This window comes from Dapis purpurea BLCC-M126, assembly GCF_050015975.1.
Taxonomy (GTDB): domain Bacteria; phylum Cyanobacteriota; class Cyanobacteriia; order Cyanobacteriales; family Microcoleaceae; genus Trichodesmium.
Genome location: NZ_JBNHER010000169.1, coordinates 1 through 10846 on the forward strand (window position 1 = coordinate 1; position 10846 = coordinate 10846).

Sequence of the window (10846 nt, forward strand, 5' to 3'; positions counted from 1 at the left end):
ATTAATCAAACTGCTGGCAATGATGCTAATCTTAATCAAACCGCAGGAGGAGATATTAATACACCAGTAATTAATCAAACTGCTGGCAATGAATCTATTAATATTCAGAACGATGGAGTGAATCAAAATATAGATATTACCTCAGTTATTCCCAATAATAACCAAATTATTAACCCTACTATTGATCAAGAAAATTCCCAGAATAATAATACTAATATCCTGAATAATACTACCACAAATTCCCTAGAAGCCAATACTTTTTCAACAACCACAACCTCCAATATAATTGCAACCACTACCCCCAGTAATAATAACCAAACAACTAATACAGACACTGCTAAAGAAAAAACAGAATCATCTATCAACAATACCACCGATACTCAAGAAATATTAAATATAATTGATACTGTTAATACCAATCCTCTCACAGTTGCCACAGGTTCAGACCAAATAGTAACTCTGTTAGAGCAAAACCGGATCAAAGAATATTCAGATTATTTTGGAGAAGATTTCAACCAAGAATTAGTCAATACAAAAAATGTCCGAGATATTTTGACAGACATAGCCGATCAAACAGGAAAAGAATCAGCAGTTGTTTATATTAATGCTTATCAAGAGCAAATACAAATCATATTATTTACCAAAGATGGTCAGCCAATTCTCAAAACCATTCCCTCCGTTAATCGTCAAAAATTGCAACTATCTGCTATCAAATTAATGTCAGAAATTATCGATCCCAGAAATCTTCAATCAACAAGTTATTTGGCAGAATCTCAACAATTATATAAGTGGTTAATTGCCCCAATTTCAGCCGAATTATCAGCAGCTAATATTGATACTATTTTATTCAGTATGGATAGTGGTTTTCGTCTGTTACCTCTGGCAGCTTTACATGATGGAGAACAATTTTTGATTGAGAAATATAGTATTTCTTTAATTCCGAGTGTGAGTTTAATGGATAGTCGTTATCGCCCTCTTCAAAATACAAAATTATTGGGAATGGGTGCTAGTGAATTTAGGGAAAATACACCTTTACCTGCTGTACCTGTAGAGTTAGAAACTATCTCCAAAGATTTATGGCAAGGTAAGAGTTTCTTCAATGAAGAATTTACCCTGAAAAATCTAATTAGTCAACGTCAAAATTATCCCTATCCGATTATTCATTTAGCTACTCATGCTGAATTTAGAAAAGGAGATGTGAGTAAATCTTATATTCAATTATGGGACGAAAAATTGCGATTAAATCAAGTCAGACAGTTAAGTTGGAATAATCCGGCAGTGGAATTATTAGTGTTATCTGCTTGTCAAACTGCAGTGGGGAATAAAGAGGCAGAATTAGGTTTTGCTGGTTTTGCTGTAGCGACGGGAGTAAAGTCAGTATTGGGGAGTTTATGGTTAGTTAGTGATGAAGGTACATTAGGATTAATGACAGAATTTTACTCTCATTTAGATGATGTTAAGATTAAAGCAGAGGCATTACGAGAAGCACAATTAGCGATGTTAAGAGGGGAGGTTGTGATAGCAGATGGTACGTTAAGGGGTTCGGGTAGTCGTGGTGAGGTGAGTTTGCCACCGGAATTAGAGAATATTCACAATAAGAATTTTGCTCATCCTTATTATTGGGCGGGGTTTACTATGGTTGGTAGTCCTTGGTAATTAATAATGGATAATGGATAATTGATAATGAATAATTAGAGCATTAGAGAGTAATATAGAATCCGGTTGAAAAGTCGTCATTGCGACGATAGGAAGCAATCTCCTAACCCCTTGAGATTGCTTCCTTCCACTCCGTTCCAGTCGCAATGACGCAGGCTATAGTAATTATCTGGATTCTATATAATACCATTTAAGAAAAAGAATGTTACGAATAATATAAAATCCGGTTGAAAAATCGTCATTGCGACGATAGGAAGCAATCTCGCATAACCCCTGAGATTACTTCCTTCCACTCCGTTCCAGTCGCAATGACGCAGGCTATAGTAATGATCCGGATTTGATATAATAGGCACTATTAAAAGAGACTTTATAGGAAATGTATATTTGACGAAAAAGATAAGTTATATTCTCTAGGATAAAAGCTTTAAGAGAAGGAAAAACCTTAAATCTAAAGTAGATATATTCCCATATTTTACAGGAGACTATACCAACAGAAATAATATTGTAGTGGATTGTTTCATCTTAAATGGTGCAATAGGAAGTTGGCCTGAGATTGCTTTCCTGACGGAATGCTCCGCAAACACATTCGTTCGCAATGACAAATTTAATGCACAGTTTTAGCTGAAACAGTCCAGTAGCACTTTTTAGGATGGTGAGGTAGACTTGAAAATTAATCTTGTATTGAATATTTTTTATTTTTATGAAACCGACTTTTGTAGAGTCTTACAGTATAACAGCTCTGACTTTAATATTAGGCACATTAGCCCCAACTCCTGCCAACTCCCAACCCATAACCCCTGCTAACGATGGCACTAACACCACCGTTACTCCAGAAGGCAACGAATTTAATATCGAAGGTGGCACTCGCAGTGGAGCTAATCTTTTCCATAGCTTTGATAAATTCAATGTCAACTCTGGCCAAACCGCAAATTTCTTTACTACCCCCGACACTAGCAATATTCTGGGCAGGGTTACAGGAGGAAATGCCTCATATATAAATGGTCTGATCCAAGTCATCGGCGGTAATTCCAACCTCTTCTTAATTAATCCTGCAGGCATAATGTTCGGTCCAAACGCCAGCCTCAATATACCTGCCTCATTCAGCGTCACTACTGCCACAGGAATTGGCTTTGACAACAACAATTTCTGGTTTAAAGCTATGGGAACAAACGACTACTCAAATTTAGTCGGAAACCCCAGTGGTTATAGATTTAACGTCTCAACTCCAGGAGCTATAGTTAATGAGGGAAATTTAACTTTAAACTCTGGAGAAAATCTCACTTTATTGGGTGGCACAGTCATTAATACAGGAGAACTCTCTACAACAAATGGAAATATTACTATTGCAGCAGTAGATGGTGGTAGTGTCTTGAGAATATCTCAACCAGGACATTTGTTAAGTTTAGAAGTAGACTCCAGAATAGAAGATATTTCTAATTTAGACACTCTATCTTTACCAGAATTATTGACAGGTGGAGAAGAAAACAATGCTACATCGATTATTGTTAATAATAATGGTGAATTAGAATTAACAGATAATACCATAATTGCCGATACACCAGGAAATGTATTTGTCTCAGGAAATATAGATTTATCAACTACCTCTACCCAAGATTCAGAAAGTAATTTTATTGTCTTAGCTAATAACAATATAACATTTAATGAAAAAATAGAAACTGGTTCATCTATAGAATTAAAAGCTGGTCGAAGTATTAATATCAATGCTGATATTGACACATCAGTTGGGAATGGAAATATTGACCTACTTGGTAATAATGATGAGATGAATATTACTAACCGTTCTGATGGGAAAGCTGACATAAATCAACTGGATGGAACGATGTTAAATGCTGGAAGTGGCACGATTAATATTGAGTTAGGGAATTTAGGAGAAGTAGGAGATATAAATCTAGCAAATTTAACAACAACAGGGCAGGTTTTAGTTAATGCTAATGGTGGAAATATTACGGGAGTTTATGATAATTCAATTATTAATGCTGGTAGTGCTTTATTTCAAACAAAAGATAGCGGTGGAATAGGTTTAATTGATGCGCCTTTGGAGTTGAATGTAGAAAATTTGGAGGCAAAAGCAATTAGTGGTGGAATTTTCTTTAATCTTTTAGCAGATGTAAATGTTGGTAGAGTTAGCGAGGAAGTTGTAGGTATTTCGACTATTGGTGGAGGTGATATTACTCTTGAAACTAAAGGAGAGATAACTGTTGTTGAAAATATTTCTACCGATCTATTTGTTGATGGTGGAACAGGTGGCGATCTCAATATTACGGCCAAAAATCTTGTTATTGATGGTGCTTGGGTATCAGCTAATACTTGGGCTAAGGGAAATTCAGGGAGTGTCAATATTAGAGTAGAGGAGACTATAGTAATTGATGGACTATTGTCAGCAGAAAATACTATAGTAATTGATGGGGTACTATCAGTAGAGGAGACTACAGTAATTGATAGGCTATTGTCAGATGATTTACCCAGTGGTGTATTGAGCATAATACAACCAACAGGAGAAGGAAATGCAGGAAATGTAAATATTACTACAGGTTCTCTAGAAGTTGCTAATGGTGGCTTAATATCTGCCAGTATTCTAGGAAAAGGCAATGCAGGGAGTGTAATAATTACAGCAAAGGATACTATAAATTTTGATGGGAAAAACTCAGGTACTTTCCCAAGTGGGGCATATAGCACAGTCCAACCAACAGGAGAAGGGAATGCCGGGGGTGTGATTATTAGTACAGGTTCTCTAGAAGTTAAAAATGGCGCTCAAATATCTTCTGATACCTTTGGTATAGGAAATGCAGGGAGTGTGAAGATTAATGCTACTGAGACTGTAGTCTTTGATGGAGGAAACTCAGAAATTTTCACTGGAGCTGCTAGCCAAGTGAATCCAGAAGCAGATGGAAATGGGGGGAATGTGACTATTACTGCAGGTTCTATCGAAGTTAAAAATGGTGCTCAAATATCTACCAGTACCTTTAACACAGGGGATGCAGGGAGTGTGAAGATTAATGCTACTGAGACTGTAGTCTTTGATGGGGAAGACTCAGAAATTTTCACTGGAGCTGCTAGCCAAGTAAGTTCAGGAGCAGATGGGAATGGGGGGAATGTGACTATTACTGCAGGTTCTATCGAAGTTAAAAATGGTGCTCAAATATCTGCTAATACCAATGGAAAAGGGGATGCAGGAAGTGTAGAGGTTCATGTTACTGATGCTTTAGTCTTTGATGGAGGAGACTCAGAAATTATTACTGGAGTAACTACCTCAGTAAGATCGGAAGCAGAAGGGGATGCAGGGGATGTAACTATTACGACAACCTCTCTAGAAGTTACCAATGGTGCTGCGATATCTGCTAGTACCAATGGAAAAGGGGATGCAGGGAGTATTGATATTACTGCAGAAGATTCTGTAGTCCTTGATGGAATATCTCCAGATGATATTCCTAGTCGCATAGTTAGTTCAGTAGGAGAAGGATCGGAAGGAAATGCAGTGGGTGTAAACATTACCGCAGGTTCTCTGGCAGTTACTAATGGCGCTCAAATAGGTTCTAGTACATTTGGGATCGGAAATGCAGGCAGGGTGAATATTATAGTAGAGGATTCTGTAGTAGTGAACGGGTTAGGGGTAGAGTTTTTGGGAATTGGTGGTGGAATATTCAGCACAGTTGGATTAGAAGACGCAGAGGGGAAAGCAGGAGGTATAAATATTACAACCGATTCTCTAGCAGTTACTAAAGGTGCTGTAATATCTTCTAGTACCTTTGGCAAAGGGGATGCAGCGAGTATTGATATTAGAGCAAAGGATAGAGTGGTATTTGACGAGAATCTAGTAGTCAGCGACGTCAGATCAGGAGCAACAGGAAATTCAGGGAGTATTAATATTACAACTAGTTTTTTAGAAGTTACCAATGGTAGTCAAATAGGTGTTGGTAATTTTGGGGACAAAGGGAATGCAGGCGATGTCAATATTACGGCAGAAAATACTATAGTTTTTGATGGGGTAGATAAGTTTGGCTTCTCTAGTGGAGTATTTAGCAGAATAGAAACAGGAACAGAGGGAAATCCTGGAGATGTGATTATTAAAGCAGGTTCTCTGATACTTACTAATGGCGCTCAAATAGATTCTAGTACCCGTGGCCAAGGGAATGCAGGTAGCATTGAGATTACTGCTGAAGATTCTATAGTTTTTGATGGAGTATCTCCAGATGGTTTAAGAAGTAGTGGAATATTGAGCCAAGTAGCATCAGAAGCAAAAGGTAAAGGAGGAAATGTAAAAATTACAACTGATTCTCTGACAGTTACTAATGGCGCTCAAATAAATTCTAGCACACAAGGAACAGGAACAGCCGGGAATATCAACATCGAAGCAGATGATACTATAGTCTTTGATGGGGTATCTTTAAATGGTACTTCCAGTGGAGCAGCTAGCATAGTAGAATCAGGAGCCAAAGGGAATGCGGGGGATGTGAGTATTACTACAGGTTCTCTGGAAGTTACCAATGGGGCTCAAATAAATGCCAGCACACAAGGAACAGGAAATGCAGGAGATATTGATATCACAGCAGAAAATACTATAGTCTTTGATGGGGTAAATTTATCAGATGGTTTATCTGGCGGTGCATTGAGCGTAGTTTTGCCAGGAGCAGAAGGAAAGGCTGGGGATATAAAAATTACAACTGGTTCTCTAGTAGCTAAGGATGGTGCTCGAATCATTGTCCGTACCGGTGGTAAAGGGGATGCAGGAAGTATTGATATTATTGCACAAGATTCTGTAGTTTTTGATGGGGCATCTCCAGATGGCAGACCAAACAGTGGTGCATTTAGCACAGTTGCAGAAACTGGAGAAGGGAAGGCGGGAAGTGTAACAATTACAACCGGTTCTCTGGAAGCTACCAATAGTGGGCAAATATCTGCCAGTACTTTTGGTAAAGGGAATGCAGGTAGTGTTAATATTACTGCCAAAGACTTTATAGTTTTTGATGGAGAATTTTCCAATGGGTTTAACAGTGGAGCATTTAGCGAAGTGAGAGGAGAGGGCGATGCAGGAGGTGTGACAATTACAACAGGTTCTCTAACAGTTACTAATGGTGCTTTAATAGGTGCCAGTACCTTTAGCAATGGAAACGCTGGTAGTATCAATATCACAGCAGAAGATATAGTCTTTGATGGAGTAGACTCCAATGGTTTCTCTAGTGTGGCATTAAGTGAAGTTGTACAAGGAGCAAATGGAAATGCGGGGGGTGTAACTATTACAACAGGTTCTTTAACACTTACTAATGGTGCTTTCATATCTGCTAGTACTTTTGGGAATGGAAATGCAGGGAGTGTGGAAATTAATGCTACTGAGACTGTAGTCTTGGATGGAACAAACTCAGAATTTTTCGCTGGACTAGATAGCTCAGTGCAACGAGGAGCAGAAGGGAATGCGGGGGGTGTAACTATTACCACCAGGTCTCTGGAAGTTAAAAATGCTGCTCAAATAGCTGCCAGTACCTTCGCTAAAGGGGATGCAGGGAATATTAATATTATAGCAGAAGAAACTGTAATATTTGATGGAGTAACAGATGATGGCCTCCGCAGAAGTGGAGCATTCAGTACAGTTCAACCAAATGCAGAAGGAAATGCAGGAGGTGTCAGCATTACCACAGATTTCTTGGAAGTTACTAATGGTGCTATAATATCTGCTAACACCTTTGGGAATGGAGATGCAGGCAATATATTTATCACAACAGACACTCTACTTACCCTCAACAACAACGCCCAAATCTCAGCTTTCACTGAAACTGAAGGAGATGGAGGCAACATCATCCTATTTTCCCCAGAAATCCTAAACATCACTGGCAATGGACAAATAACAGTCAGCAGTAGCGGAGCAGGGGATGCCGGATTTGTCGAAATCATCAGCCCCAAAATTACCCTCTCAGACGGCATAGACATCACTGCCTTCACAGCAGGCCAAGGCAAAGCAGGCAACATCAACCTAGAAGGCGACCAAATCAACATCCAACCTAACACCCAAATACTAGCTTTCACCGAAAACACGGGAGATGGAGGTAATATCACAGTTATGGCCGCAGAAATACTAAACCTAGAAGCTGACACTCAACTATCAGTAGAAACCAACAGGGGTGGAAAAGCAGGAAACATAGAAATTATCACTCCCCAACTCACTATTGGCAACAACGCCCAAATCAGTGCTACAGTGAATATTGGAGCCACAAGCACTGAGCCAGGAGGCAACATTACCATCAACACCAACCAACTCGACATCGCAGGAGAACTCGGAATATTCGCCGAAACCGAATCAACAGCAGACGCAGGCATCCTCACCCTAAGCCCTTACAAAGACAACCCCAACTTAGACATTACCTTCACCAACGATGGCTTCATCTCCGCCTCCACTTCGTCCACAGGCAACGGAGGTAACATTAATCTCACTGCCCCAGAAAGCATTAATATTAAAGGAGACGGCAACATCTCAGTCCAAACCACAGATGAAGGAAACGCCGGAACCATCAACATCAATACCAAGAACCTTACACTTTCAGATAGAGTAGCTATAAGTGCCTCCACAGAAGACAAAGGAAATGCTGGAGCCATTAACATTGATACCCAAAACCTCACCCTAGAAACAGGAACAAGTTTAACCACGGAAACTAACAACCAAGGCCAAGCCGGAAACATAGAAATCACAACCCAAGAACTAACTATAGGAGAAAATGCCCAAATAAGCGCCACCGCAAGAGAAGGATCAAGCAACACAGAAGCAGGAGGTAACATCACCATTAATGCCACAGATATACTAATATCAGGCCGACTCGGAATATTCGCCGAAACAGCAGGAGAAACCCCCGCAGGGACTCTCACAGTCAACCCCTATAGGATAGATGGGGGGATGGGGAGAGGGGGAGAGGGGGACCCATCCCTAACCCATCCTAGGAGGGGAATAAGAGGTGAATTTGACCCAAATCTAAATATTACTTTCACCGAAAACGGCTTCATATCCGCCCGCACCAGATCGATAGGAGACGGAGGTAACATCAACATATTCGCGCCAGAAAACATAAATATTTCCGGTGAAGGTAGAATAACAGTTGAAACTGAAGGTAGTGGAGACGCAGGCAGCATCAATATAGAAACAGAAAACCTCACCATCGCTGAAAAGACAACAATATCAGCAGCCACATCCAACAGCGGAGACGGAGGCAGGATCGATATTATTCCTAGCCAAACATTCCAACTAGAAGGTCAAATAATCACAGAAACCACAGGAGAAGGAAATGGAGGCACTATCACCATTAAAACAGGAGAAATGACAGCCCCAAACAGCACCATTTCTGCCAAAAGTACAGCAGCAGGAAACGCCGGACAAATCAATATCGAAGCCCAAAATAACATCACTACAGGCATCATTACCTCTGAAGCAAACAATCAAACCGAAACTGCGAATGGAGGTAATATTAGTATTATTAGCCAAAACGGAGAGATCGATGCTACCAAACCTATTCAATCATTTTCAGATCAAGCAAACGCTGGAGATGTCAACCTCCAAGCCAAAACAGACATAACCACGAATACTATTAGTTCTCATGGACAACAAGAAGGTGGTCAAATAACCATTACATCAGAAACTGGAAATATAGACAGCAGTAACAGCCAATTCCTAGCTAACTATTCGGGAGGAGGCGATGGAGGCAACGTTACCATAGAAGCACCCCAAGGAAACATAAGCACAAGGGACATCTACTCATTTGCTGACGCAGATGGAGGTCAAATCACCCTAAAAGCAGGAGGTGATATCAACATTACCAACAACAGCAACATAATCTCAGCATCCGAACCCCCAGAAAAAGAGGGGGAGCGGGGTAGCGGGGGAGTGGGGAGAGGGGGAGATATTATTCTTGAAGCCGGAAATAATATTAACACCACAACAGCAAAAATATATTCTGGTGCAGACGTTGGTAACACAGGAAAGGTTAATATTATTGCAGATGGCGCAATAGAAACAGGTCAAATAGATCTAGCATCAGGGTTTGTCAGAGACAGAAGAACAGTCAACCAAAATTTTACCCTCATCCCCTTACCCCAAGGAGAAGCTACCCAAGGAGTCGCTGGAGATATTACCCTCCACAGCAACAATAGTACAATAGATACTACTGCCGGAACCATAAATTCTCGTTCCCCAGACGGCACTGGAAATATTACTCTCAATGCCAGAGAAAATATTACCACAGGCAAACTAGAGGCAAGCGCACTTAACCAAAATAAAGCTACAATAGGTGGAGATGTAAGCATCACCAGTATTCAAGCACAAATCAACGCTACCAATGCGATAGAAACCTTCTCAGAAAGAGGCACTGCCGGAAATGTCAACATCAACGCAGAAGGTTCAGTTAATATAGAAAACATACTTTCCCAAGGAACAGAACAAGGAGGAGATATCACCATAGACAGTCGCAGTGAAAATAGCATCAATGCTCAAGGAACATTAAATACATTTTCCACAGAAGGAACGGCTGGAGATGTAACCCTCACATCCCCAGGCAGCATAACTATTAACGGTATTCGCTCAGAAGGAATAGAACAGGGAGGCACTATTACAGTAGAAAGTGAAATAGGTGAGATTAATTCCACGGGTGGGGATATAGACTCATTCTCAGAGCAAGGAATAGGAGGAAACATCACACTAAGTGCTCCTGAAAGTGTAAATCTAGCAAATGTCTCATCCTTTGGAGCAATAGAAAGTGGAGACCTCAGAATTCAAAGTAGGACAGCTACAGTCAATACAGGAAATGTTACCACACAAGCACCAGCAGGAAGTAGTGGTAGTATTCTCATTAACGGAGAAGAAGTCGGCACAGGAGATTTAAGCTCTATTGGCACAACCAGCGCTGGTGAAATTAACGTCGAAGCAACAGATGGCTCCATTACAACTTATGATCTAGAAATCAGTTCAGATGGCACAATAGGAGATTTAATACTCAGAGCGCCAGAAGATATTACAACAGGAGATATTGATATAACAGCAGGAGAGGGAGATGTTAATATTGATATTGAGTCAGGAGAAAATCAAGCTATAGAAGATGTTAATGTCAATGCCGGGAATGATGCTACTGCCAATTTTACCGCTGGCGGAGACCAGGATGTAGGCGATGTTAATGTCAATGCCGGGAATGATGCCACT

At 40.3% G+C, this 10846-nt stretch carries 2 protein-coding genes; both read left to right on the forward strand.

The features are described 5' to 3' along the window. Window positions 1-1656: CHAT domain-containing protein (locus ACP6PL_RS15050; RefSeq protein WP_426546078.1), on the forward strand; the 1656-nt coding region annotated here is incomplete at its 5' end. A 700-nt stretch (window positions 1657-2356) separates the two neighbouring features. Next, the coding region (locus tag ACP6PL_RS15055) for a two-partner secretion domain-containing protein (protein WP_426546079.1) at window positions 2357-10846 on the forward strand (8490 nt) is incomplete at its 3' end.